Raw genomic sequence first — 23,700 nt, 5'->3', positions numbered from 1 at the left:
AGCTCTTAAACCCTAGCTCCGAGGATTCGTCATGACAATCCTTACTTCGCAGACGGTTGTTGGTATCGATATCGCCAAGGCCGAAATCGTTGTCTATCGCGCCGACCTGGAAACCATTGAAGCGGTCAAGAATGATCGTGCCGCCCTCAAACGTTGGCTCAAAACTCTGCCCGCGCAAAGCGCTATCGCTGTCGAAGCCACCAATATCTACCATTTGGAGACTGTTGATCTGGCTCATGCGATGGGACATCAGGTCTATGTGGTGGATGCTTATCGAGTCAGCCACTATCGTCGCGGTGTCGGTCAGCGAGCCAAAAATGATCCCTGCGATGCACGCGTGCTCGCACGCTATCTGACGAATGAACAAAGCAAACTGCGGCTTTGGAACCCGCCTCCTAAAGCCTACACCGTACTGAAAAGCTTGCTGCACAGACGCGCGACGCTGATTCAGAACCATACGGGTCTGATGTTGAGCTGGGCCGACGAACCCTTGCTGAAGAAAGAACGTACGGCTCAGCAAAAGGCATTCGAGCGATCCGACAAGGTCATTCAAAACCTGCTGCGCAAAGTCAGCAAAGAGGCCGGTATTGATGACAATATTGGCCGCTGCAAAGCAATCGAGGGCGTGGGAGAGCTGACTGCAACGGGGTTGGCAACGACCTATATGCGCGGTGACTTTGCCAACAGCGACGCGTTCATCGCGTTTTTGGGTATGGATCTGACGGTGGACGATTCGGGGAAAAAGAACGGCCCGAGGTTCCTGAGCAAAAAAGGAGATCCGGAGATCCGTCGACTAGCCTACAACGCCGCAATGGCGGCGTGTCGCTCAACCAAGTGGAAGCCTTTTTACGAGTCTTACCTGGCCAGAGGCTTCTCGAAAACACAGGCATTGGTAGCTCTTGCTCGCAAGCTCTGCCGAGTGGCATTCACCCTGATGAAGAATCAGGGCGAATACCGATCAGTTTGAGATTCTAGGGTTGCTGAGCAACATAGAATCTCCCACACTGTGAGCGGTGTTCACAGATTACGAGTGCGACAAAAATCCTTGTAGGAGCCAGCCTGCTGGCGATGGCATCCACTCAATTCCAAGTGAACATGGCAATCAGGCAGCGACCCTCTATGCTCCACCCCAGCCCAATCACAAGGAGTGAATCATGCGGGTACTGGTCGCCAATCCTCAGGACGATTTTCGCGTCAAAGCCTACGCCGGCACCAACGGCGTATTACTCGCTATGGACCTCGCCGAGCCCCGACGCAAAGGCCTGCTCGGCTTCGCCATCGAGAAGCAGCAGGGCGACAAACCGTGGTTGTTCCTGTTCAACAGCCTGACATTTCCCGGCAAGGCGCACACCTTCCCCCAGTATCACGCCACGCCCAGCGATAAAGCGCCGCTGCAGAAATTCCGCTGGGCCGATTACGCGGTTAATCCGGGCACGACCATGCACTATCGCGTGCATCTGGCCTATGGCACGGCGGACGCGCCAGAACTTGGCGAATCACTGGAGCTGAGCATCACCAGTGACGACGGTCATCCGGCCAACCAGAGCGTGATCTTCAACCGCGCCGTGGCCGCCAGTCAGGCCTTCCAGCGCAAGTTTCCCGACCTCGACGCGCAGATCAGCGCCAACAAGAACCTGCCCATCGAGGCCTGGCCCGACGCGGCGCGCCTGTGGCTGGAGAACGGACTGCTGGAGCGATTGCTGGGCTTTATCGAACGTGCGGTGGACGCGCAGTGGGCGCTGGACATCGCGATCTACGAGTATCAATTGCAGGCGATCATCGACGCTGTAAATGCGGCATTTGCCCGTGGGGTTCAGGTGCGCGTTCTGTATCACGCTCAGCCTGATGATCCCGATACGACCCTGAACGAAACGAACCTTGCCAAATTGCCGGCGGCGAACAAACGCGGCCGGGTCACCCATAACATCTTTCACGACAAATTCATTGTTCTCAGCCGTGTCGATGGCGCGGGTCAGCGGCAACCGCAGGCGGTGCTGTGCGGCAGCACCAATTTCACCGCCAACGGTGTTTATCGCCAGGCTAACGTGGTGCATACGCTCGACGACGTGATGGTTGCCGCGCGGTATTTGCAAGTGTTCGAAGAAGTCTGGGCCAACCCGGCCGACATCGCTGCGACGCGCAGCTGGATCACCGAGCACAACCCGATGGACCCAACACAGGCGCTGTTCGCCGGGTTCTCGCCACGCAGCGGTGGTGGCGATTTGCGTGAGTTCGTCGAGATCATCGAGGCGGCGAAAAAGGACGTGTTGTTCGTCACCGCTTTCAGCCTGCCGGACGCGATTCTCAACGCGCTGCTCGGCAAACCGCATGACGACATCCTGCGTTACGGCCTGCAAAATACCGCGAGCAGCATCACCGGATTTCATGCCGACCGCACCGCCGAATTCGCTGCCACAGCTTTGCTCAACACCGGGCTGGAAGGCTGGTTGAAAGAAAACATGAAAGGCCAGAAGGGCAACCTGCTGGTGCACACCAAAGCCGTGATCACCGACTTCACCACCGATGCGCCGACCATCATCAGCGGCAGTCACAACCTCAGTACGTCAGCCAGTAACGGCAATGACGAGAACTTCCTGATCATTCGTGGCGACACTGATCTGGCTGATCGCTATGGCCTGGAATTGCTGCGGTTTTATGAGCATTACCGCTTTCGCTATTTCGCGAAAAAACTCGAGCTCAAGCAGGTGAGTCCGCTGGCGGTGGATGACAGCTGGACCCATGATTACTACGTGGAAGGGGATTTGCGGCAGTTGTCGCGGTTGCGTTTTGCCGGGCGATGATGTGGCGTGTTTGGTGACCCCTTCGCGAGCAAGCCCGCTCCCACATTGGCTCCTCTTTGAACTCAGAACTTGCGTCCGACGAATAACCCCTGTGGGAGCGGGCTTGCTCGCGAAAGGGCCAACAGGAAAAACACATTTCTTGTGCTCTTACAGATTTTGAAATGATTTGCCGCTGTAGAAAATGTGCCTTGAGCCTGTACGCTCCAAGGCCATTTTTCATTCAGGATTTGCATGAACACCCTCTTGGAGCCTCCCAGTCGTACCTTCTCCACGCGCCATGGCGCGGTCTTGACGCACTCGCAGCATCCGGTTTTCCGACTCCCGACTATCGTTGACAACGCGGCTTCAGAGCCTTCGCGTTGCACTTTGCCGTGCCCGGCAGCCTGAATTCACTGAAGAGAGATCGAGACATTTTATGGAATGGTTAGCGGATCCCACGGCCTGGTTAGGCTTGTTGACTCTGATCGTGCTGGAACTGGTGCTGGGTATCGACAACCTGGTGTTCATCGCAATCCTGGCGGACAAACTGCCGCCGCATCAGCGCGATCGCGCGCGGATCATCGGCCTGTCGCTGGCGCTGATCATGCGTCTGGGCCTGTTGGCGAGTATTTCCTGGCTGGTCACCCTCACGCAGCCGTTGTTCGAGGTATTCGACAAGAGCTTCTCCGGCCGTGACCTGATCATGCTGTTCGGTGGTGTGTTCCTGTTGTTCAAGGCGACGATGGAGCTGCACGAACGACTCGAAGGCCACGTCGGCCAGCGCTCGACCAACGCCGCCTACGCGCTGTTCTGGCCAATCGTCGCGCAGATCGTGGTACTCGATGCGGTGTTCTCGCTGGACGCGGTAATCACCGCCGTCGGCATGGTTGATGAACTGGCGGTGATGATGATCGCGGTGATCATTTCCATCGGCCTGATGATCGTCGCCAGCAAGCCGCTGACCCGCTTCGTCAATGCGCACCCGACGGTGATCATGCTGTGTCTGGGCTTCCTGATGATGATCGGTTTCGCCCTGACGGCCGAAGGCCTGGGTTTCCACATCCCGAAAGGTTATCTGTATGCGGCGATTGGTTTCTCGATCCTGATCGAGGTGTTCAACCAGATCGCCCGGGCCCGACGCAAACGTTCGATGCAAGGCTTGCGCCCCATACGTGAGCGCACGGCCCACGCGGTAATGCGTCTGCTGGGCGGGCGCAAGCTGGAGGCGGAGGAGGTCGGCGAGGAAATTTCCGATCTGCTGGATGACGGCGAAGCCCCGAGTGCGGAGCTATTCGATCGCCGCGAGCGAGTGATGATCAGTGGTGTGCTGCAACTGGCCGAGCGGCCGATTCGGAACCTGATGACCGTACGCGCGGACGTCGACACCATCGATCTGGCCGACGACGCCGAAACGATTCGCACAAAATTGATGCACTCGTCGTATTCACGTCTGCCGCTGATTCGCCACGGCGCGGTGGATGAACCGCTGGGCTTCGTGCACAAGAAGGAATTGCTCAAGGAATACCTGGCCGGTACCGAGCCGAATCTGGAACACCTGGCACGCAAGACCATCAACCTGCTCGACAGCTATTCGATCCTCAATGCGCTGGAGCAGATGCGCGCGGCGTCGACCCACATTGCCTTCGTGGTCAACGAATTCGGTGACTTCGTCGGCGTATTGACCATGACCGACATCCTCGAGTCGATTGCCGGCGAACTGCCTGATGCCAGCGAAATCGAAGGTCCGGACGTGATCGAGGGGCAGGGCGGGTTCATCGTCAACGGCGCGTTGAACCTGACGCGTGTTCGCCAGCGCACCGGGTTTGGCGCCGAACCGACCGAGGACTATCAGACCCTGGCCGGACTGGTGATGAGCCTGCTGGATCGCTTGCCGATGATCGGCGATCGGCTGCAGTACGCAGGCTGGCAAATGACCGTCAAAGCCGTTGAGGAACGACGGGTGACGCAGGTGTTGCTGGTGCGCGATTCTGCGTAAGGCAGCAGCCTTGCGCTGACGGTGCCGGCCCCTTCGCGGGCAAGCCCGCTCCCACAGTGCACGCGTCGTACACGAAATGTGTGAACAACGTTGCCCCCTGTGGGAGCGGGCTTGCCCGCGAAAGCGATGTGACAGACGCCGCAACGATTACGGGAAATGCACTGCCTCAAATCACCTGCCGATGCGCACGCGTGATTGTGCAGAGCCTGCTCAATGTGCGGCGCAACCACGGCAGGTCATGTCGTGGTTTCTGCTGCACCACCGGTGCCCTGGTCCTGCCGATATGCCGGGCAAAGTCCGCCGCCAGTGTTTCCTCCGTGCCAATCCCTTTGAGCTTCTTCAGCAACCTGCCGATCTTGTAGAACAGCACGGTAGGCGTTCCGGTAACCAGCGGATGGCGTGGCGACTCGCTGGTGTTAAGCATGTAGATGTTGGCGCGATGACGGTACGGCTCGGCCACCTCACGAAACACCGGCCCGGCGAACTCGCAGGCGGGGCAGTGCTCATTGGCGAAATACAGGATCACCGGGCGCCAGGTTTTAAGGGCTTTGCGGTAAGCAGGGGCCAGATTGGAAACGGTATTGGCAGCGCTCATTGAGAACTCCTTTTCAACGACCTCGAAGATTCGATGACGTTAAAGAAGGGTGAAGAACAGGTCTACTGTCAGAAATTACAGGTAGCCTGTGGATTCGCGAGATTTTTCCCACTTTTATGAAGGACCGGCCCGACACGAAGCCCGGAAATGTGGAATGTCGGGACGTGATACCTTTTTTCACTCAATAAAAGAGAAGGCGGTAATAAGCGATAGGCGTCGAAGCCCTCTTGGAGTGCTATTTTAAGCACCATTAACAGCACTCCAGGGAGCACCATCATGACTCACGTAGTTCTTTCCAATATCGTTGCGAGTATTTCTGAATTGAAAAGAAACCCCATGGGTACCGTGGCCGCCGGTGGCGGCCAATCTGTTGCAATCCTCAATCGAAATGAGCCAGCGTTTTATTGTGTTCCCGCAAAGGAGTATGAGGCGATGATGAATCGCCTTGAGGATCTGGAACTGATCGCACTGTGCAAGGAGCGAGAAAACGATCCCACCATCAAGGTCTCTATAGATGACCTATGAGCTGGAGTTTTCCGAGAAAGCCTGGAGGGAATGGAGAAAGCTTGATTCAGCACTTCAGGATCAGTTCAAGAAAAAGCTCTCTACACGTCTGGTCAATCCTCACGTTCCTGCCGATCGACTCCGAGGGTTGGGAAACGCCTACAAAATCAAGCTTCGCAGTGCTGGATACAGGCTGGTCTATCGCGTAAAGAACGAGGTTTTGGTTGTTACCGTGATTGCGGTAGGGAGAAGAGAGCGGGGAGAGGTCTACGACAAAGCCGCTTGCCGATAGATATGGAGAGCTGGCCCCTTGAATCGCTAACCACATTGCACCGAAGTAGCCCTTCGTGCTCCATCTGGGAACCTGCTACTCGTTATTTGTAGCCTAAGGTAGCGCAGCCCATCAGTACCCGCACCTGACTCCATTTTTCGCATTTCCTGCATCCCGTTGATTCCAAAAACATTTAAGCCCTCTACAGATTCCCTGTGATTCCTGTGGCACACTTTCTGCTGTCTATTCCGTAGTAACAAACCGTGTTCCGGTATAGCGGAATAAACATCATCTTGGAGTGCTTGCCATGCATCGCCGTCCTTCGTTGTTCAAAGCGTGTGTTTTCGTTCTTGCGGCTTCGTCCGCTGTGATGGGCATGGCCCAGGCAGCCGATAGCAAGCTCGACAGTGTTCTGGCCCGGGGCAAGCTGATTGTCGGCACCGGCAGCACCAATGCGCCGTGGCACTTTCAGGGTGCGGACGGCAAGTTGCAGGGCTTTGATATCGACATCGCCAGGATGGTGGCCAAGGGGTTGTTCAATGACCCAAGCAAAGTCGAGTTCGTCGTGCAGTCGTCCGACGCGCGAATTCCCAATCTGCTGACCGACAAGGTCGACATGAGCTGCCAGTTCATCACCGTTACCGCCAGCCGTGCGCAACAAGTGGCGTTCACCCTGCCGTACTACCGCGAAGGTGTCGGCCTGCTGCTGCCGGCCAACAGCAAGTACAAGGAAATCGAAGACCTGCAGGCGGCCGGTGACAGCGTTACTGTGGCCGTGCTGCAAAACGTCTATGCCGAAGAATTGGTGCATCAGGCGCTGCCCAAGGCCAAGGTCGATCAGTACGACAGTGTCGATCTGATGTATCAGGCGGTGAATTCCGGTCGCGCCGATGCCGCTGCTACCGATCAGTCGTCGGTCAAGTACCTGATGGTGCAGAACCCTGGCCGCTACCGCAGCCCGACCTACGCGTGGAGCCCACAGACCTACGCCTGCGCAGTCAAGCGCGGCGATCAGGACTGGCTGAACTTCGTCAACACCACTCTGCATGAAGCCATGACCGGCGTTGAGTTCCCGACTTACGCGGCATCCTTCAAGCAATGGTTCGGTGTCGACCTGCCGTCGCCGGCCATCGGTTTCCCAGTCGAATTCAAATGACCCCGTGAGAGCGGGGCGCCTCAATCGCCCCGCTCAAGGTACTGCTGACCATGAACTATCAGTTGAACTTTGCCGCCGTGTGGCGCGATTTCGACACCTTGCTGGCGGGGCTCGGTCTGGGTCTTGAACTGGCGCTGGTGTCGATCGCCATCGGCTGCGTGATCGGCCTGCTGATGGCGTTTGCCTTGCTCTCGAAGCATCGCGCCTTGCGGGTGCTGGCCTCGGTGTACGTCACGGTGGTGCGTAACACGCCGATTCTGGTGTTGATTCTGTTGATCTACTTTGCCTTGCCGAGCCTGGGTATCCGGCTGGACAAGATCCCGTCGTTCATCATCACGCTGTCGCTGTATGCGGGTGCTTATCTGACCGAAGTGTTCCGTGGCGGCTTGCTGAGCATTCCCAAGGGCCAGCGCGAAGCGGGGCTGGCGATCGGACTCGGTGAGTGGCAGGTCAAGGCCTACGTCACCGTGCCGGTCATGCTGCGCAACGTGCTGCCGGCGCTGTCGAACAACTTTATCTCGCTGTTCAAGGACACCTCGCTGGCCGCCGCGATTGCGGTGCCGGAGCTGACCTATTACGCGCGCAAGATCAACGTCGAGAGCTACCGGGTGATCGAAACCTGGCTGGTGACCACGGCGTTGTATGTCGCGGCCTGTTACCTCATTGCCATGCTGCTGCGTTACCTCGAGCAGCGTCTGGCGATCCGCCGATAGGAGGCTGCGATGTACGAATCTCCCAGTTGGTTGCATGAATTGTGGGTGGCACGCGAGACGTTGCTGCAAGGCTTCCTGACCAGTGTGCAGGTGTCGGCGCTGGCGATTCTGTTCGGCACGCTGCTCGGGGTTGTCACCGGTCTGGTGCTGACTTACGGCAAGTTCTGGATGCGCGCGCCGTTCCGCTTTTATGTCGACATTATTCGCGGCACGCCGGTGTTTGTATTGGTGCTGGCCTGCTTCTACATGGCGCCGGCGTTGGGCTGGCAGATCAGCGCGTTTCAGGCCGGTGCGCTGGGCCTGACGCTGTTTTGCGGTTCGCACGTCGCCGAGATCGTGCGCGGCGCCTTGCAGGCATTGCCACGCGGGCAGATGGAAGCGAGCAAGGCGATTGGCCTGACGTTTTATCAGTCTCTCGGTTACGTGCTGTTGCCCCAGGCGTTGCGGCAGATCCTGCCGACCTGGGTCAACTCGTCCACCGAAATCGTCAAGGCTTCGACCTTGCTCTCGGTGATCGGCGTTGCCGAACTACTGCTCAGCACCCAACAGATCATCGCCCGGACCTTCATGACTCTGGAGTTCTACCTGTTCGCCGGTTTTCTGTTCTTCGTCATCAACTACGGCATCGAATTACTCGGCCGGCATATTGAAAAGCGGGTGGCCCTGCCATGACTCAAGCTCAAGTTTCCAACGTTCAGAACGGTCAGCCGCTGCTGGACATCCGTGGCCTGCACAAGCAGTACGGCGCAGTCGAAGTGCTCAAGGGCGTCGACCTGAGCATGCAGCGTGGCAACGTTGTGACGCTGATCGGTTCCAGCGGTTCGGGCAAGACCACGTTGCTGCGCTGCGTGAACATGCTCGAAGAGTTTCAGGGCGGGCAGATCCTGCTCGACGGCGAGTCCATCGGCTATGACGAGGTCGGTGGCAAACGTGTGCGTCACGCGGAAAAAGTCATCGCCCGCCATCGTGCGATGACCGGCATGGCCTTCCAGCAATTCAACCTGTTCCCGCACCTGACGGCGTTGCAGAACGTCACCCTCGGTCTGCTCAAGGTTAAGAAAATGCACAAGGACCAAGCCGTGGTGCTGGCCGAAAAATGGCTGGAGCGGGTCGGCCTGCTGGAGCGGCGCAATCACTTTCCCGGGCAGTTGTCCGGTGGTCAGCAACAGCGTGTGGCGATTGCCCGGGCGATTGCGATGAACCCCAGCCTGATGCTGTTCGACGAAGTCACCTCGGCCCTCGATCCGGAGCTGGTCGGTGAAGTGTTGAACGTGATAAAGGGCCTGGCCGAAGACGGCATGACCATGTTGCTGGTGACCCACGAAATGCGTTTCGCCTTCGAAGTTTCGGACAAGATCGTGTTCATGAATCAGGGGCGAATCGAAGAGCAGGGACCTCCCAAGGAACTGTTCGAACGCCCGCAATCACCGCGTCTGGCTGAGTTTCTCAAGAGCACGCGGTTCTAATTTTTTGTTTTGTCATCAGGAGAAGTACCCATGAGCATTACTCGATACGGCACCGGCAGCACCGCCGCTGGCGGTCAGCCACGTCCCTTCGCGCGCGCCGTTGAAGCGGATGGCTGGCTGCACGTGTCCGGCCAGGTGCCGGCGGTGGATGGCGAGATCATCGTTGGCGGCATCGTCGAGCAGACCCATCAGACCATGAAAAACCTGATCGCGATTCTCGAAGAGGCCGGTTATGGCCTGGAGGACGTGGTGCGCGCCGGCGTATGGCTGGACGATCCGCGGGATTTCAGCAGTTTCAACAAGGTCTTCGGCGAGTACTTCAAACCGGAACACGCTCCGGCACGGGCCTGTGTGCAGGCCAGCATGATGGTCGACTGCAAGGTCGAGATCGACTGCATCGCGTACAAGAAAAAGGCCTGAGTTATGGCTCTCCCCTCACCCTAACCCTCTCCCGGAGGGAGAGGGGACTGATCCCTATCGATACGAAGTCTGGTGTATATCAGTTCTTTTTGCATCGATCCGGTCAGGCTCCCTCTCCCTCCGGGAGAGGGCGGGGGGTGAGGGCCTCGATCCAACTGACACAACACCTCAGGCCAGTTACCATCCCGGCACTTCTTATGGGAACCACTGACATGACCGAAGACACCATCAAACGCCGGGCCCGTGGTCTGGACCGGGCGTTCGATATCCTCGATTTCCTCAAGGAGATCGGCCAGCCGTTGCGTCCGAACGACATCGCCAATGGCATCGGCAGCCCGAAATCCACGGTCTACGAACTGGTGGCGTCGCTGCTGGAACGACGGATTCTGGAGCCGGTGGGCAAGGACGGTCACGTCTATCTCGGTCGCCAGCTGTACTTCCTCGGGCAGGCGCACCTGCGCCATTTCGACCTCAGTCGCGAGGCCGATCACGCCTTGCAGGAAATCGTCAGCCAGACCCGGGAAACCGCGCAAATGTGCCTGCTCAACGGACGCAAATACACGGTGGCGCTGATGAAGGAGGGCGAGCGGCATTTCCGCATTTCGTCCGACATCGGCGAAAACGCGCCGATCCCGTGGACCGCGTCCGGACGCTTGCTGCTGGCGCATTTGAGCGACCAGCAGATCATCGACCTGATCGACGAAGACGATTACATCCTGCCCGACGGCGAACGCCTGCCGCTGGAGCGCTTTCTGGCGGAGATCCGCCAGGCTGGCATCGACGGCTTCTTCTCCTTCGACAGCGTTGCCGACACCTTCACCCATTGCTTCGCCGCGCCGGTCAAAGACCCCAGCGGCGTGGCCATCTGCACCCTGTGCATCGTCGCCCCTCGGGCCGATGCGAAGAACAATTACGACGACTATCGCCGGGTGCTGATCGAGAGCGCCAACAGCCTCGCCCGGCGCATCAACGAATAACCGCGGCTGCCTGCGGCCGCGACAGTGAGGAGTTCAAGCATGACGACTGCCATCAATACCGCTGTGGAAAAGGGCGACGCCGCCATCGGTGCGCACCTTGTGCGCGACGTCAGCCTGCCGGCGCTGGTGCTGCACCGCGAGGCGCTGGAGCACAACATTCGCTGGATGCAGAAGTTCGTCAGCGACAGCGGCGCCGAGCTCGCGCCCCACGGCAAGACCAGCATGACCCCGGCGCTGTTCCAGCGTCAGCTCGACGCCGGCGCCTGGGGCATCACCCTTGCCAGCGCCACCCAGACCCGCGCCGCATACGCCCACGGTGTACGCCGGGTGCTGATGGCCAACCAACTGGTCGGCACGCCAAACATGGCGCTGATCGCCGATCTGCTGGCCGATGTCGATTTCGATTTCTACTGCATGGTCGATCACCCGGACAACGTCGCCGATCTCGGCGCCTACTTCGCCTCGCGCGGAGTGAAGTTGAATGTGATGATCGAGTACGGCGTGGTCGGTGGCCGCTGCGGTTGCCGCAGCGAGCAGGAAGTCATCGCGCTGGCCCAGGCGATCAACGCGCAACCGGCGCTGGCTCTGACCGGCATCGAGGGTTACGAAGGGGTGATCCATGGCGATCACGCGGTCAGCGGCATTCGTGAATTCGCCGCGTCGCTGGTGCGTCTGGCGGTGCAGTTGCAGGACAGCGGCGCGTTTGCCATTGCCAAGCCGATCATCACCGCCTCGGGTTCGGCGTGGTACGACCTGATTGCCGAGTCGTTCGAAACGCAGAATGCGAGCGGACGCTTCCTCAGTGTGCTGCGCCCTGGCAGTTACGTGGCGCATGACCATGGCATCTACAAGGAAGCGCAGTGCTGCGTGCTGGATCGTCGCGGCGATCTGCACGAAGGCCTGCGTCCGGCACTGGAGGTCTGGGCGCATGTACAGTCGATGCCGGAGCCGGGTTTCGCGGTGATCGCCCTCGGCAAACGTGACGTGGCGTTTGATGCCGGGCTGCCGGTGCCGTTGCTGCGTTACAAGGCCGGTGTGTTGCCGGCGGTGGGCGACGATGTCGGCGCGTGCAAGGTGACGGCGGTGATGGACCAGCATGCGTTCATGAGCGTGGCGCCGGGGGTTGAATTGCGGGTGGGCGATATCATTTCCTTCGGCACCTCGCACCCGTGCCTGACCTTCGACAAGTGGCGGGTGGGGTTGCTGGTGGATGAGCAGTTGGCGGTGGTCGAAAGCATGGAGACTTGTTTCTAAGGCTTCAGACCGAGTCGTGGCCATTCGCGAGCAAGCTCGCTCCCACAAGGGAATGCATTCCAATTGTAGGAGTGAGCCTGCTCGCGATGAGGGCCGCCCAAACACCGATGATTATCCAGAGACACCTCCCGATGACCAGCCTCAGCCCCCTGGGCCCGAATACCCCGCGCATCGCCCTGATCGGTGAATGCATGATCGAACTCCAGCACCGCGCCGATGGCAGCCTGCAGCAAAGCTTCGGCGGCGATACCTTGAACACCGCGGTGTACCTGTCCCGCGCTCTCGGCGACAAGGCCCAGGTCGATTACGTCACCGCGCTCGGTGACGACAGCTTCAGCGACGCCATGTGCCAGAGTTGGGCCGATGAAGGCATTGGCCTGGATCTCGTGCAGCGTCTGCCCGGTCGCTTGCCCGGCTTGTACTGCATTCAGACCGACGCCAACGGTGAACGGCGTTTCCTCTACTGGCGCAATGAAGCGGCGGTGCGCGATTGCTTCACCACCCCAGCGGCGGAGCCGATTCTGGCGGCGCTGCCGGACTACGATGTGCTGTATTTCAGCGGCATCACCCTCGCAGTGTTAGGTGCGAAGGGCCGCGAACGCTTGATCCAGACCCTGATCGAAGCCCGCCAGCGCGATGCGCGGATCGTCTTCGACAACAATTATCGACCACGCTTGTGGGCCTCACAGGAAGAGGCGCGGGCGGCCTATCGCAGCGTGTTGCCGCATGTCGATCTGGCGTTGTTGACCGTGGATGATGAGCAGGCGCTGTTCCATTTTGCCGATTGCGACGCGGTGTTCGAGGCGTACGCGCAGATCGGCACGCCGGAAGTGGTGCTCAAGCGTGGCGCCGAGGCGTGTCTGATTCGTTGTGATGGCGAGGCGTTCGAAGTGCCGGCGCAGCAGGTCGAGAAGGTGGTGGATACGACGGCGGCGGGGGACTCGTTCAGCGCGGCGTATCTGGCCAGGCGTTTGCTGGGTGGCAGTCCGGTCGAGGCGGCGCAGGCGGGGCATTGGCTGGCGAGTCGGGTGATTCAGGTGCCGGGGGCATTGATTCCCAGGTAAGCGGTGGATGGCCGCTTGCTGCGCAATCGGTTCGCGGGCAAGCCCGCTCCCACAGGGTACGCATTCCAGGCTGTGGGAGCGGGCTTGCTCGCGAAGAGGCCCTAAGGCCAAGCACTCAATCGCGGAAAAACACCTGCACCAGGTGATAGCCGAACTTGCTCTTGATCGGCCCATGCACCGTGCGCAGCGGCTTCTTGAAGATCACCGCATCGATCGCGCCGACCATCTGCCCCGGCCGCACTTCACCCAGATCACCGCCGCGTTTGCCGGACGGGCAGGTCGAGTATTTCTTCGCCAGCACATCGAACGCTTCGCCCTTGGCAATGCGTTGCTTGAGTTGTTCGGCCTCTTCGGCGGTTTTCACCAGAATGTGGCGGGCTTGGGCTTTCATCGTGCGATACCTGTAACGGGGTGACGGCGGGGCGCGGGATTATGCCTCAAGTGACGGCGTTTGGTTGATCATCTCGCGGATCTTGTTGGCCAGCACTTCAATCGAAAACGGCTTGGCCACCATGTCCATGCCATCCTCGAGAAAGCCCTGACGCTCGGCGGCTTTCTGCGCGTAACCGGTCATGAACAGCACCTTCAGCCCCGGACGATGCTGGCGGGCGATTTCCGCCAGTTGCCGGCCATTCATCCCCGGTAGACCAACGTCGGTCACCAGCAGATCCACACGCAGCTCCGATTCCAGCAGCGGCAGGGCGGCGCTGGCGTCGGCGGCTTCGTGGGCGAGGTAACCCAGCTCCTTGAGCAGATCGAGCACCAGCATGCGCACTGCCGGGTCATCTTCAACCACCACCACGGTTTCGCCACAGGTGGCCGTCGGCGCTGCACCGAGGGTTTCCACAACTGGCCGTTCCGGCTCCAGCAGGTTCAGGCGCGGCAAGTACAAGCGCACACAGGTGCCCTGATTCGGCAGGCTGTCGAGGCTGACATGGCCGCCCGACTGCTGGGCGAAGCCATAAATCATCGACAGTCCGAGCCCGGTGCCCTGGCCGATCGGTTTGGTGGTGAAGAACGGATCGAACGCCTTGGCGCGTACCGACGGCGTCATGCCGGTGCCGTTGTCGCTGACCGCCAGCATCAGGTAATCGCCGGCCTTGACCGGTTCGAGGGTGGTGATGTCGTTGCCGTCGAGGTAGACGTTGGCAGTTTCGATCAGCAGCTCGCCGCCATCGGGCATGGCGTCGCGGGCGTTGATCACCAGGTTGAGCAAAGCATTTTCCAGTTGGCTGACGTCGGTGCTGATCGGCCACACGTCGTCGGCCAGGCGCAGCGTGAGTTCGATCGGGTCGCCCTTGGTGCGGCGGATCAAATCTTCCAGCGAATGAATCAGTTCGTTGACGTTGAGGGTCTTGCGGTCCAGCGACTGCCGGCGCGAGAACGCCAGCAGCCGATGGGTCAGCGCCGCCGCTCGGTTGGCCGACGAAACCGCCGCTTCGGTGAAACGGCCGATTTCATCGGCGCGGCCGTCGGCGATGTAGCGCTGCATCAGGTCGAGGCTGCCGATGATTCCAGTGAGCATGTTGTTGAAGTCGTGGGCGATACCGCCGGTGAGCTGGCCGACCGCTTCCATTTTCTGCGCATGGCGCAACGCATCTTCGGCGCGCTCACGTTCGAACATCTCGTTCTGCAGACGCTGATTGGCCTGAGCCAGTTGTTCGGTGCGGGCGCTGACCCGTTCCTCCAGGGTTTCATTGAGATTGCGCAGGGCTTCTTCGGTTTTTTTTCGTTCGGATTCGTCGATCACGAAAATATAGAAACCGTTGACTGAGCCGTCGGCGCCGTGGCGCGGCAGGTAATTCATCAGCGCATGGCGGTTGCTGCCGTCGCGATGCGGGGTATACAGGCTGAACGAGCAGGGCCGCCCGGCCAGGGCCTCGGCAATATAGGGCGCGCGCAGGAAGTAGGCTTCTTCGCCGATCACTTCGCGAATGGTACGGCCATACAGTTCCTGCGGCGTGAGGCCGTACCAGTCCAGATACGCCGCATTGTTCAGGCGGAAGCGCTCTTCGTGGTCGACGTAACTGATGAGGATCGGCATTGCATTGATGATCAGCTGCAATTCCGTCTGGCTCTGGCGCAGCGCCTGCTCGGTGTGCTTGCGCTCGGTCAGGTCCAGCGCGGCGCCGAGGAAACGCACGGGTCGCCCGTGGTGATCCTTGTAACAGCGGCCCCGGGCAAACACCCAGCGTAGCTCGCCGTCGGCTTTGAGCAGGCGGTATTCCTCGGCGTATTCGGTGCCGTGGGTGATGCAATGCTTGATGCTGCGGGCGATCAGCGCGCGGTCTTCGGGGTGCACGCCTTGCAGGTAGTCGCTGATCGGTAACTGGCTGGCGTGGGCCGGATCGATGCCGTGTAGTTGGGCGAAATGGGCGTCGGCGATGAAACGGTCTTCGCCGATGTCCCAATCCCAGGTGCCAACCGCATCGGTGGCGGCCAGCGCCAGTTGCAGGCGTTCTTCAGTGTCGCGCTGAGCCTTGAGACTTTCTTCGGAACGGCGTTGCAATTCGAGGGCGATGCGCCGGCGTTCGTTGGTTTCGATGGCCGTCACCAGGATTCCGGCCACTTGCGTGCTTTCATCGCGGATGGGGCTGTAGGTCAGGTCCAGCCAGAAGTCGGACTCTACGCCTTCACGTTGCAGGGTAAATCGCCGCTCGCTGTAGGTGCGCACCTGGCCTTGTAGGACGGCTCGATAAATCGGGTCGGTAAAGTCCTGAAGTTCTGGCCATATAAGGTGCGCGGGCTGTCCGAAAGCGTGCGGATGCTTGCTCCCGGCGAGCATCGCAAAGCCATTGTTGTAGATCTGCGTGAGCTGCGGCCCCCACAACAGCAGCATCGGCATCGGTGAGTGAATCACGATGTCCACCGCGGTGCGCAGGCTTTGCGGCCAGGTGCCAGAAGCGCCCAACGGCGTGCGGCTCCAGTCGGTACGGGCGATCAGGGCTTGGGCGTCATCGGGGGAGGGTGCTGCGTTCATCACATGTATCCTGAGCGTCGGTCAGTGCGTTGGCATCTACTATTCTTGCACTTGCGGTAGACGCTGTATGACCCGTTACGTCACGACAGCGGGTCATTTCTGTTCATTGAATGCTTCGCGGGTGCTTATTGCCATGGAAATCGATGCACTGTTGCTCCGTCTGTCGAGCCAGCACGGTTCTGACCTGTTCCTGTCCACGGGAGCGCCACCCAGTGCGCGCATCGATGGCGTGCTGACGCCGTTCAGCGAGCGGCCGTTCAAGCCCGGCGAGGTCGAGACTATCGCCAACTCCCTGATGGACGCCGAGCAACGGCGCGAGTTCGATCGGGATCTGGAAATGAACCTGGCGATTTCCCGTACGGGCATCGGGCGTTTTCGGGTGAACGTCTTCAAGCAACGCAATGATGTGTCAATCGTAATCCGCAACGTCAAACTCGATATCCCGCGCTTCGAAGACCTGAAACTGCCGCCGGTATTGCTGGAAACGGTGATGCTCAAACAGGGGCTGATCCTGTTCGTTGGCGCCACCGACTCCGGCAAGTCCACTTCGCTGGCCGCGCTGATCGATCACCGCAACCGCCACAGCAGCGGGCACATCATCACCATCGAAGACCCGGTGGAGTATATCCATCGACACCAGCGCTCGATCATCAATCAACGCGAAGTCGGCGTCGATACCCGCAGCTTCCATGCGGCGCTGAAAAACACCCTGCGCCAGGCCCCGGATGTGGTGCTGATCGGCGAGATCCGCGACCGCGAAACCATGGAGCATGCGCTGACATTTGCCGACACCGGGCACCTGGTGCTGTCGACGTTGCATGCGCACAATGCCAATCAGGCGCTGGACCGTATCGTCAATCTGTTCCCCGAAGAGCGCCGCCCGCAGTTGCTGCATGCACTGGGCAACAATCTCAAGGCGTTCGTCTCGCAACGGCTGGTGCGTACGCTGGACGGTCAGCGCCGGGCGGCGGTCGAGGTGATGCTTGGCACCCCGACCATCGCCGACCTGATCCGCCGCAACGAGTTGGGCGAACTCAAGGGCATCATGGAAAAGTCCGGCGAGGTCGGCATGCAGACCTTCGACGCGGCGCTGTACGGGCTGGTGGTGGAGGGCGTGATCAGTGAGGACGAAGCACTCAAACATGCCGATTCGCAGAACAACCTGCGCCTGCGTTTGAAGCTGCACGCCGAGGCGGGCCCGGCGCCCGCGCCCATTACATCAGGCGATTGGGGCCTGATGGATTAACACCTGACCCCTGTGGGAGCGGGCTTGCTCGCGAAAGCAATCCATCAGTCGATATCAGCGGGACTGGCACACCGCTTTCGCGAGCAAGCCCGCTCCCACAAGGGCATGAGGGATCAGTCCGACAGCTCCAGGCGATTGCGCGGCCGCTGCCTGCGCCCACCACATCAGGCGATTGGGGCTTGATGGATTAACACCTCACCCCTGTGGGAGCGGGCTTGCTCGCGAATGCAATCCATCAGTCGATATCAGCGGGACTGGCACACCGCTTTCGCGAGCAAGCCCGCTCCCACAAGGGCATGGCGTGCTAATCCGACAGCTCCGGGCGATTGCGGAACTGCTCCAAGGCCTCGGGATTGGCCAGCGCATCGGTATTTTTCACCGGCTCGCCATGCACCACATTGCGCACCGCGAGTTCCACCACCTTGCCGCTGATGGTGCGCGGAATATCGGTCACCGCGACGATCTTCGCCGGCACGTGGCGCGGTGTGGTGTTGGCGCGGATCACCTGGCGGATCTGCTGTTGCAGATGGTCATCCAGCGTCACGCCATCCTGCAGACGGACAAACAGCACTACGCGCACATCGTCCTGCCATTGCTGTCCGATCGCCACGCTGTCCAGCACCTGCGGGACTTTCTCGACCTGACGATAGATTTCCGCCGTGCCGATGCGCACGCCGCCGGGGTTGAGCACGGCGTCGGAGCGGCCGTGGATCAGCATCCCGCCGTGGGGCAATTGCTCGGCGTAGTCGCCCTGGGCCCAGACACCGGGGAACAGGCTGAAATAGGATTTGCGCAGTTTTGCGCCGTCAGGGTCATGCCACAGCCCGACGGGCATCGCCGGGAAGTGCCGGGTGCAGACCAGTTCGCCTTTTTCGCCGACCACGGCAACGCCGGCGTCGTTCCACACTTCAACCGCCATGCCCAGGCTCTTGCCCATGATTTCGCCGCGGCGCACCGCCGACAGCGGATTACCGTTGACGAAGCACGACACCACATCGGTGCCGCCGGACATCGACGCCAGGCACACATCGCGCTTGAAGTCGCGGTAGACGAAGTCATAACTCTGCGGCGACAGCGCGGAGCCGGTGCAGAGCAGGGTCTTCAGGCTACTCAGATCATGGCTGTGCGCAGGCTTCAAACCGCTGCTTTCCAGTGTCGCGAGAAACTTGGGGCTAGTGCCGAACACACTGATGCGCTCGTCGTCGATCAGGTCGAGCAAGCGCTCATGGCCCGGGTGAAACGGCGAGCCGTCATACAGCACCACCGCGCTGCCGACCGCGAGGGCCGAGACCAGCCAGTTCCACATCATCCAGCCGCAAGTGGTGTAGTAGAACAACCGGTCACCGGGGCCGAGATCGACGTGCAGCCCATGCTCCTTGGCATGCTGCAGCAGCACGCCGCCGGTGCTGTGCACGATGCATTTCGGCACGCCGGTGGTGCCACTGGAATACAACACGTACAACGGGTGATTGAACGGCACCGGGACAAACCGCGGTTCGCCGCCGGGTTGGTAGAACTCGTCCCACAACGTCACGTTGGCGTGGGTTTGGTAATCCTCGGTACGGGTCTGCGCGCGAGCGTAGGGCACGATGATCAACTGCTGCAGCGATGGCAGTTGCGCGAGGATTTCGTTGATCTTGGTGGTCTGGTCGATGTCTTTGCCGGCGTAACGGTAGCCGGCGCAGGTGATCAACACTTTGGGTTCGATCTGGCCGAAACGGTCGATCACGCCGTGTGTGCCGAAGTCTGGCGACGAGCACGACCAGATCGCGCCGAGGCTGGTGGTCGCGAGCATCGCCACCAGAGTCTGCCAGGTGTTGGGCATGCACGCGGCCACCCGGTCGCCGAGGCCGACACCGGCGGCTTGCAGGCTGGCCTGAAAACCGGCGACGTGCTCGGCCAGTTCGGCCCAGGTCAGCTGTTCGCGCTGACCGTTTTCCGCCACGGCGATCACTGCAACGGCATCGTCACGACGGCGCAGCAGGTGTTCTGCAAAGTTCAGGGTCGCGCCGGGAAACCATTCGGCACTGGGCATCTGCGCGCCTTCACGCAGGACGGCGTCGGGCTGGGTGTGAAAGCGGATGTCGAAGAAATCGACGATCGCCTGCCAGAACGCTTCGCGCTGTTCCACGCTCCAGCGGTGCAGGTCGGTGTAGCTGCTCAGCGCCAGGCCATGGCGCTGATTGATGTCGCGGCGGAACTGATCCATGCGCGATTGGGCGATACGCTCGGCATCGGGTTGCCAGAGGAGGTCGGACATTGGTTTGCCTCTTGTTGTGTTGTTCATGACACATCACTTGTAGGAGTGAGCCTGCTCGCGATAGCGGAATTACACTCAACATTGATGTTGGCTGATACACCGCTATCGCGAGCAGGCTCGCTCCTACAGGGACGCAGCATTACTGCGCCAACCACCCCCCATCAATATTCCACGCCGCCCCGCGCACCTGGCTGCCAGCCTCGCTGCATAGAAACAACACCAATTCCCCAAGATGCTGCGGCGTGACGAACTCCAGCGACGGCTGCTTCTCCGCCAGCAAATCATGCTGCGCCTGCTGCGGATCGACGCCTTTGGCGGCACGATCATCGATCTGCTTCTGCACCAGCGGCGTCAATACCCAGCCCGGACAGATCGCGTTGCAGGTCACATTACTGGTAGCCGTTTCCAGGCCAACCACTTTGGTCAAACCGATCACCCCATGCTTGGCCGCGACATACGCGGCTTTACCGGTCGATCCCACCTGACCATGCACCGAGGCAATGTTGACGATTCGCCCCCAACCCTTGGCGCGCATGCCCGGCAGGCTAAGGCGGGTGCTGTGGAACACCGATGACAGGTTGATCGCGATGATCGAGTCCCAGCGCTCTACCGGGAACTCCTCCACGGCCGCCACGTGCTGAATCCCGGCGTTGTTGACCAGAATGTCGACGCCGCCGAATTCGCGTTCGGCGTAAGCGATCATGTCGGCAATCTGCGCCGGATCGCTGACATCGGCTGGATGGTGACCGACCTTGCCACCGAACTGGCCGACTTCGGCGATCACGCTCGAGGCATCACCGAAACCGTTGAGAATCAGATTGGCGCCGGCCTTGGCCAGGCTCAGGGCGATGCCCAGACCGATGCCGCTGGTGGAGCCGGTGACCAGTGCGGTCTTGCCCGAAAGAGTCGTCATGAATACCTCACACAATGCCAGTGGCGTAGAAAGTGCCGATCACTACGAAGACCGCCAGGGTCTTGATCAGCGTAATACAGAAAATGTCTTTATAGGCTTCGCGGTGGGTCAGGCCAGTGACCGCCAGCAGGGTGATCACCGCGCCGTTGTGCGGCAGGGTGTCCATGCCGCCGCTGGCCATCGCGGCCACGCGGTGCAGCACTTCCAGCGGAATGTTCGCCGCGTGCGCCGCTGCGATGAACTGCTCGGACATCGCCGCCAGAGCAATGCTCATGCCGCCCGATGCCGAACCGGTGATACCCGCCAGCAGGGTCACGGTGATGGCTTCGTTGACCAGTGGATTGGGGATTTGCTTGAGCCAGTCGGCCAGCACCAGAAAGCCCGGCAACGAGGCGATTACCGCACCGAAACCGTATTCCGAGGCGGTGTTCATCGCCGCCAGCAATGCGCCGCTGACCGCACTTTTGCTGCCTTCGGCGAGTTTGCTGCGGATCGCCTTGAAGCCGAACACCAGCACCATCAGGATGCCGATCAGCAATGCCGCCTGCACCGCCCAGATCGCGGTGAGCTTGGCGATTTCTGTGGTTACCGGCGTGGCCATGCCGGGCAGCGCGAGGCTGTGGGTCTTGCCGTACCACTGCGGAATCCACTGGGTGAACAGCAGGTTCATGATGCCCACCGCCAGCAGCGGTGAGAGGGCGATCCATGGGTTCGGCAGTTTCAGGTCTTCGGCGGTTTCCGGTTCGTTACGCAGTTCGGTGCCATAGCCTTCACCGGCGCGCTGGGCCTTGTTGCGTTGGCGCTGCAGGAACAGCATGCCGGCGCAGAACACGAAAATCGTGCCGATCACTCCCAGCCACGGCGCGGCCCATGCGGTGGTGTTGAAGAAGGTGCTGGGAATGATGTTCTGAATCTGCGGCGTACCGGGCAGGGCGTCCATGGTGAACGAGAACGCGCCAAGGGCGATGGTCGCCGGGATCAGGCGCTTGGGGATGTTGCTCTGGCGGAACATTTCCGCGGCAAACGGATACACCGCGAACACCACCACGAACAACGACACGCCGCCGTAAGTGAGCAAGGCGCAGACCAGCACGATCACCAGCATCGCCTGACGGGTGCCGAGCAAGCGAATCGCTGCGGCCACGATCGAACGGGAGAACCCCGACAATTCGATCAACTTGCCGAACACGGCACCGAGCAGGAACACCGGGAAATACAGTTTGATGAAACCGACCATTTTCTCCATGAACACCCCGGTGAAGGCAGGGGCGACTGCAGAGGGGTCGGTCAGCAGGACAGCGCCGAGGGCGGCAATCGGGGCGAAGAGGATGACGCTGTAGCCACGGTAGGCGGCGAGCATCAGCAGCGCGAGGGCTGCCAAGGCAATGATCACACTCATGGTGTGTCTCCAGGGATTGTTATTTTTGTGGGTGTTGCGGGTGCAGGAGAGGCTTTAGCGAGATCTGTGCCAGATATTCAAGTCATTGAAATGTAAGGGTTTTATAGGTTTCAACGTGTTGAGAGTTGAAGGGTTGTCTCCTTCTGGAGATTTTTGTTGAGAGGGCTGACGCCTTCGCGAGCAAGCCCGCTCCCACATTTGGAAAGAGTATCCCCTGTGGGAGCGGGCTTGCTCGCGAAGCTTTTGTTGTTGTCTTTTTGTGGAGACTTAAGTCTCTTTATTGAGACTCGGCGATGCCCAAGGCCAGCATCTTCTTGTACAGCGTCGAGCGTCCCAGTCCCAGTCGAGCCGCCGCCTCCGGCACTTTGCCCGCACATTGCGCGAGGGCAGACTGGATCAGCTGCCGGTCAAACCGCTGCCGCGCCTCGGCGAAAGTCTCTTCCGCCAACGGCTTCAGCGTCGTTACCGACGGGCGTTCAACCGGTGTGAAGGTGCCGATCGCAGCGCGAATATCCTCTTCGGTGAGGATCAGGTCATCGCTGAGCAGCGCCGCGCGCTCCAGCACGTTGCGCAATTCGCGGATGTTTCCCGGCCACGCATGTTGCCCGAGCAGATCCAGCGCTGCGCGACTCAGCTCATGCTGACTGCGCAGTTCTTCAAGAATCGCCTCGCTGAGTGCCGGCAGATCGTCGAGACGTTCGCGCAGCGGCGGAACCTGGATCGGCAGCACGTTGAGGCGGTAATAAAGGTCGGCGCGGAACTCACCGCGCTTGATCGCGGCTTGCAGATCGGTCGAAGTCGCGGCGATCACTCGCACATCGCTCTGGATCACGTCGTTGGAGCCAACCGGTTCGAACTCCTTTTCCTGCAGCACCCGCAGCAGTTTGCTTTGCAGCGGCAACGGCATGTCGCCGATCTCATCGAGAAACAGCGTACCGCCCTGAGCGATCTGCAACTTGCCGGTGCGACCCTTGCGGTCGGCGCCGGTAAACGCGCCAGGCGCGGTGCCGAAGAATTCCGCTTCGAGCAACGCCTCCGGGATTGCGGCGCTGTTGATGCTGACGAAGGCTTTATGTGCCCGTGGCGAAGCGCTGTGAATCGCCTGAGCCAGCAACTCCTTGCCGGTGCCGGTTTCGCCGAGCAGCAATACCGGGGATTCGGCGCTCGCACTGCGGCGGGCACGGCGTTTGACTTCGAGGCTGGCGCTGCTGGTACCGATGAAATGGGCAAAGTTATATTTGGTCTGCCGCGCCCGCAGCAACGAGCGGGTCGAGGCCAGTTCTTCCTGCATGCTCAGGTAGCGCTTGAGCATCGGTGACAGGCTACGCAATTCGTCGAACAGAGCAAACCCGATGGCGCCGATCACCGCCCCGGCATCGTCGTGGATCGGCAGGCGCATCACCACCAGCGGCTCTTTCGGCGTGTCCTGCATGTCCAGCAGGATCGGCCGGCCGGTGCGCACCACTTCACGCAGCAGGCTGCCGGGGATCACGCTTTCGCAGGGTTGGCCGATGGCTTTTTTCGCCGACTCAAGACCAAAACGCCGGGCATAGCGTTCGTTCATCCAGACGATGTTTGCATCACGATCGACAATCACCGTGCCTTCGCTGGACTGCTCGATGATCTCGAACAGCGAGCGGATCGCCAGCGTGCGCACGCGTTGGTAGTCCTTGAGGCTTTCGGTGGTGTTCATCTGACAGATCCTG

At 60.4% G+C, this 23,700-nt stretch carries 21 protein-coding genes; 14 read left to right on the top strand and 7 right to left on the bottom strand.

The genetic code is table 11. The features are described 5' to 3' along the window. Positions 1 to 31 precede the first annotated feature (31 nt). The 3 genes from E4T63_RS15305 to E4T63_RS15295 all read left to right on the top strand — a co-directional run bounded on the left by E4T63_RS15305 (position 32) and on the right by E4T63_RS15295 (position 4,776). On the top strand, positions 32 to 967 hold the full coding sequence (locus E4T63_RS15305; RefSeq protein WP_135295914.1) for an IS110 family transposase: 936 nt from the start codon (positions 32 to 34) through the stop codon (positions 965 to 967). 187 nt (positions 968 to 1,154) lie between these two features. Next, complete coding sequence (locus E4T63_RS15300; RefSeq protein WP_135295913.1) at positions 1,155 to 2,801, top strand: phospholipase D-like domain-containing protein; 1,647 nt, start codon at positions 1,155 to 1,157, stop codon at positions 2,799 to 2,801. Between the two features lie 415 nt (positions 2,802 to 3,216). Next, positions 3,217 to 4,776 (top strand): TerC family protein, encoded by a 1,560-nt coding sequence (locus tag E4T63_RS15295; protein WP_135295912.1) that lies wholly within the window; start codon positions 3,217 to 3,219, stop codon positions 4,774 to 4,776. A gap of 166 nt (positions 4,777 to 4,942) precedes the next feature. Here E4T63_RS15295 and E4T63_RS15290 read toward each other — a convergent pair whose 3' ends face one another. Next, complete coding sequence (locus E4T63_RS15290; RefSeq protein ID WP_135295911.1) at positions 4,943 to 5,371, bottom strand: thioredoxin family protein; 429 nt, start codon at positions 5,369 to 5,371, stop codon at positions 4,943 to 4,945. Between the two features lie 276 nt (positions 5,372 to 5,647). Here E4T63_RS15290 and E4T63_RS15285 point away from each other — a divergent pair, with 276 nt between their 5' ends. The 10 genes from E4T63_RS15285 to E4T63_RS15240 all read left to right on the top strand — a co-directional run bounded on the left by E4T63_RS15285 (position 5,648) and on the right by E4T63_RS15240 (position 13,196). Further along, entirely contained in the window at positions 5,648 to 5,896 is a 249-nt protein-coding gene (locus E4T63_RS15285; RefSeq protein WP_003225462.1) for a type II toxin-antitoxin system Phd/YefM family antitoxin, read from the top strand. Further along, positions 5,886 to 6,167, top strand: a complete 282-nt coding sequence (locus E4T63_RS15280) for a type II toxin-antitoxin system RelE family toxin (protein ID WP_098964185.1) — start codon at positions 5,886 to 5,888, stop codon at positions 6,165 to 6,167. Before E4T63_RS15285 ends, E4T63_RS15280 begins: the two co-directional genes overlap by 11 nt. Positions 6,168 to 6,453: 286 nt before the next feature. Further along, positions 6,454 to 7,302, top strand: coding sequence for a transporter substrate-binding domain-containing protein (locus tag E4T63_RS15275; protein WP_098964184.1), 849 nt, complete (start codon positions 6,454 to 6,456; stop codon positions 7,300 to 7,302). A 50-nt stretch (positions 7,303 to 7,352) separates the two neighbouring features. Beyond that, the gene (locus E4T63_RS15270; RefSeq protein ID WP_003225455.1) at positions 7,353 to 8,015 is read left to right on the top strand and encodes an amino acid ABC transporter permease; all 663 of its coding nucleotides are present in this window, start codon (positions 7,353 to 7,355) and stop codon (positions 8,013 to 8,015) included. 9 nt (positions 8,016 to 8,024) lie between these two features. Next, positions 8,025 to 8,687, top strand: a complete 663-nt coding sequence (locus tag E4T63_RS15265; RefSeq protein ID WP_007965124.1) for an amino acid ABC transporter permease — start codon at positions 8,025 to 8,027, stop codon at positions 8,685 to 8,687. After that, positions 8,684 to 9,481 carry an amino acid ABC transporter ATP-binding protein gene (locus E4T63_RS15260; protein ID WP_007965123.1) on the top strand — a complete coding sequence of 266 codons (798 nt, stop codon included), beginning with the start codon at positions 8,684 to 8,686 and terminating at the stop codon, positions 9,479 to 9,481. Before E4T63_RS15265 ends, E4T63_RS15260 begins: the two co-directional genes overlap by 4 nt. Positions 9,482 to 9,511: 30 nt before the next feature. Next, positions 9,512 to 9,901: a RidA family protein gene (locus E4T63_RS15255; protein WP_007912330.1), complete on the top strand. Its 390-nt coding sequence runs from the start codon at positions 9,512 to 9,514 to the stop codon at positions 9,899 to 9,901. Positions 9,902 to 10,113: 212 nt separating this feature from the next. Next, positions 10,114 to 10,878, top strand: a complete 765-nt coding sequence (locus E4T63_RS15250; protein ID WP_027612656.1) for an IclR family transcriptional regulator — start codon at positions 10,114 to 10,116, stop codon at positions 10,876 to 10,878. A gap of 39 nt (positions 10,879 to 10,917) precedes the next feature. Then, on the top strand, positions 10,918 to 12,132 hold the full coding sequence (locus tag E4T63_RS15245; RefSeq protein WP_135295910.1) for an amino acid deaminase: 1,215 nt from the start codon (positions 10,918 to 10,920) through the stop codon (positions 12,130 to 12,132). A 131-nt stretch (positions 12,133 to 12,263) separates the two neighbouring features. Beyond that, entirely contained in the window at positions 12,264 to 13,196 is a 933-nt protein-coding gene (locus E4T63_RS15240) for a sugar kinase (RefSeq protein WP_135295909.1), read from the top strand. Between the two features lie 115 nt (positions 13,197 to 13,311). Here E4T63_RS15240 and E4T63_RS15235 read toward each other — a convergent pair whose 3' ends face one another. Continuing rightward, a complete protein-coding gene (locus E4T63_RS15235) occupies positions 13,312 to 13,587 on the bottom strand; it encodes a peptidylprolyl isomerase (RefSeq protein WP_003225447.1) in 276 nt (91 codons plus the stop codon). Between the two features lie 39 nt (positions 13,588 to 13,626). Continuing rightward, complete coding sequence (locus tag E4T63_RS15230; RefSeq protein ID WP_135295908.1) at positions 13,627 to 16,176, bottom strand: PAS domain-containing hybrid sensor histidine kinase/response regulator; 2,550 nt, start codon at positions 16,174 to 16,176, stop codon at positions 13,627 to 13,629. Positions 16,177 to 16,309: 133 nt separating this feature from the next. On the opposite strand from E4T63_RS15230, the gene E4T63_RS15225 reads away from it, so the two are divergent. After that, positions 16,310 to 17,422: a PilT/PilU family type 4a pilus ATPase gene (locus E4T63_RS15225; protein WP_135296933.1), complete on the top strand. Its 1,113-nt coding sequence runs from the start codon at positions 16,310 to 16,312 to the stop codon at positions 17,420 to 17,422. 304 nt (positions 17,423 to 17,726) lie between these two features. Here the strand turns inward: E4T63_RS15225 and E4T63_RS15220 are convergent, their stop codons facing one another. The 4 genes from E4T63_RS15220 to E4T63_RS15205 all read right to left on the bottom strand — a co-directional run bounded on the left by E4T63_RS15220 (position 17,727) and on the right by E4T63_RS15205 (position 23,687). Continuing rightward, positions 17,727 to 19,682 carry an acetoacetate--CoA ligase gene (locus E4T63_RS15220; RefSeq protein ID WP_135295907.1) on the bottom strand — a complete coding sequence of 652 codons (1,956 nt, stop codon included), beginning with the start codon at positions 19,680 to 19,682 and terminating at the stop codon, positions 17,727 to 17,729. A gap of 139 nt (positions 19,683 to 19,821) precedes the next feature. Next, complete coding sequence (hbdH, locus tag E4T63_RS15215) at positions 19,822 to 20,595, bottom strand: 3-hydroxybutyrate dehydrogenase (protein WP_047294787.1); 774 nt, start codon at positions 20,593 to 20,595, stop codon at positions 19,822 to 19,824. A 7-nt stretch (positions 20,596 to 20,602) separates the two neighbouring features. Next, the gene (locus E4T63_RS15210; protein ID WP_027612663.1) at positions 20,603 to 21,994 is read right to left on the bottom strand and encodes a GntP family permease; all 1,392 of its coding nucleotides are present in this window, start codon (positions 21,992 to 21,994) and stop codon (positions 20,603 to 20,605) included. 277 nt (positions 21,995 to 22,271) lie between these two features. Next, on the bottom strand, positions 22,272 to 23,687 hold the full coding sequence (locus E4T63_RS15205; protein ID WP_135295906.1) for a sigma-54 interaction domain-containing protein: 1,416 nt from the start codon (positions 23,685 to 23,687) through the stop codon (positions 22,272 to 22,274). Between the last annotated feature and the right edge of the window lie 13 nt (positions 23,688 to 23,700).

Source organism: Pseudomonas fluorescens (genome assembly GCF_004683905.1).
GTDB lineage: Bacteria > Pseudomonadota > Gammaproteobacteria > Pseudomonadales > Pseudomonadaceae > Aquipseudomonas > Aquipseudomonas putida_A.
The sequence above is the reverse complement of the archived record's forward strand: the minus strand, read 5'-3'. Positions and strand labels throughout refer to the sequence as shown.